Genomic DNA, 2,043 nt, shown 5'->3' on the forward strand with positions numbered 1-2,043 from the left:
CCCACATTCCGCAGATGTGTGTGGAATTTTTTTATCAGTTGTGAAAAGTTGGAGTCAAAAAGTTTTTCCGTTTAACTTATGCGGTTTTAACGTCACGGGCACCTGTCAAATCTCCCGAAATCAACTAAACTGAAATAGTTGACTTTTTTTAATAGATTTATGGCGCTTTCTTCGCGAAATAACTTAGCTTTTTAGCCAAAATAAATCCCGCCAAGAGCTAATCATCTTGACTAATAAATGTGGATTATTCACCAAGATTTACAGCTTAATGGAGAGCGTCATCCACCTGCAAACATTAAATAGTACCGACTGCAATACTGTCCTAAATGCTTTAATACATCTTGACGGTCTTGGGTTAAATTACTGACTTGCTTATCTCCGTTGACCGTCACTAAATGTACCCCTTGAAACATCTGAAATATCCAGCGCATGGTCGGTTTATTGGTGAGTTTCTTTACCTGATTTCTGACTCCCTCATTGGTGGCTTCTAAGTGTTGTCTCAATTTCCTTTGCGCTAGGGTATAAACTAACAAGCACAGTCCCATTATCATTCCTATTGCTTCGACTCGCTCGGGATTTTTCACAAATACGCTTGATGTAAAAAACAATGGATCTTTGATAAATCTAAATCCTCTCTCGTTACTTTGCTGCGCTTTGTATTCTGATAGTATCTGTCGATCGCTCACCTCTTGAGTGTCTAACATGTTGGTGGCTAATATAAATCTCCCGGCTGTGATTTGTTCGGCTTCTATTACTGATAACCGGGTTCCTATTTGACCCGTAACTTGATAAACTGTTGGATTTGTTTGGTTCTCTAGTTTCTGCTTGCTTGTCGATTTTTTGACTGGTTTTTCTCGGCATTCAATTTCTGTGATTTGGTGATACTTCCAGGTATCTGATAATCTTTTTATCGCGATTTCTGCGTCGGCTATACACGCAAACTCTTGTCTGAATAGCTTGCGTAGTGAGGAAGAAGCTGATTCTAATTGTTTCTCTACTTGCTGGGCTATTTTTTTGAGGGCTGCTTGTTTTCTGAGATCGCTTTCTACTACTATCCATCTTTGTTTGATGTTGGCATACTCGCTGGTTATGGCTGCTATTTTGTAGCCTTTAATTTGAGCTGATTCCCAGTCTTTATCTTCGATAGCTGAGATTTTTTGTCGGGCTGATTTGATACTTAATGGCACTCTGGTTATCCATTTCATTCCTGCCATTGCTGATAAGTTTTCTGCTGTGTATAAGGCACTGTCTGCTACACAGATTCCGTCGAAAGTCCATTGGTTTTTAAATTCTTTGAGTCGGGCTACAAAAACGCTTTTGTCATCGGCGTTTCCGTCATCTATTTTGAGATACAATGGTACGTCTCCATCACCGCTAACTATGGTGTCAATGATAAATTGTTTGAGGTCGGGTCTTTTGTCTCTTGAATATCCGTGAACGATTTTTATGGCTTTCATTTCATCGGGTGGGTCTGATGAGTCTGTTTCAATGTCTTGACTCTTTTCCTGACGAGTTTTGTATGCTCCTTCTACTGATATTGAACTGCTGTCTAGATGAACGCTGTTCATTTCTACTTGAAATTTATGAGCTGCTTTCAGGGCGATCGCTGTGAATAACTGTGTCGTTCCAGCTTGATGGTATTTGTCTAATGCTCTGCCTATTCTATCATCATTTAATTGTTCAGGGGTCACTCCTTCTCCTATTAGATGTTCTGTTGCTTTTCCGACAAAAAATGTGTCGAATAGGTAGATTGGGGCGCTCAAAAACCCTAATCCGTTCAAAATCATCGCTTTCATGACTTGTCCTGGGCTGAGGGTTTCTTTGTTGCTTATCCCCACTTTTTTGTTGACTTCTTCTACCAATTCCATTTCATCTATTATCCCGGCTACTATTCCCAAGTGGTCTAAATTTACGATATTTATCCCCGATAATGGCTGGTTCATGATTTTTAGAGTTGCTTTACTGCAGAAATCTATTATACACTAAAAACTCCCAAACGATTGCACGGCAATCGTTTGGGAGTTTATTGTTGCCAAATCTATC

1 protein-coding gene is annotated in these 2,043 nt (G+C 39.7%); it reads right to left on the bottom strand.

What is annotated here, in order from left to right; genetic code table 11:
• Positions 1-278 precede the first annotated feature (278 nt).
• Positions 279-1,943, bottom strand: a complete 1,665-nt coding sequence (locus Q5691_RS27465; RefSeq protein WP_333348401.1) for an IS1634 family transposase — start codon at positions 1,941-1,943, stop codon at positions 279-281.
• Between the last annotated feature and the right edge of the window lie 100 nt (positions 1,944-2,043).

It is taken from the genome of Microcoleus sp. w1-18aA5 (assembly GCF_036701705.1).
Taxonomy (GTDB): Bacteria; Cyanobacteriota; Cyanobacteriia; order Cyanobacteriales; family Microcoleaceae; genus Microcoleus.

Excerpts from the sequence above, each read along its gene's own strand:
- Q5691_RS27465 (WP_333348401.1), bottom strand. The coding sequence starts at position 1,943 with ATGAACCAGCCATTATCGGGGATAAATATCGTAAATTTAGACCACTTG.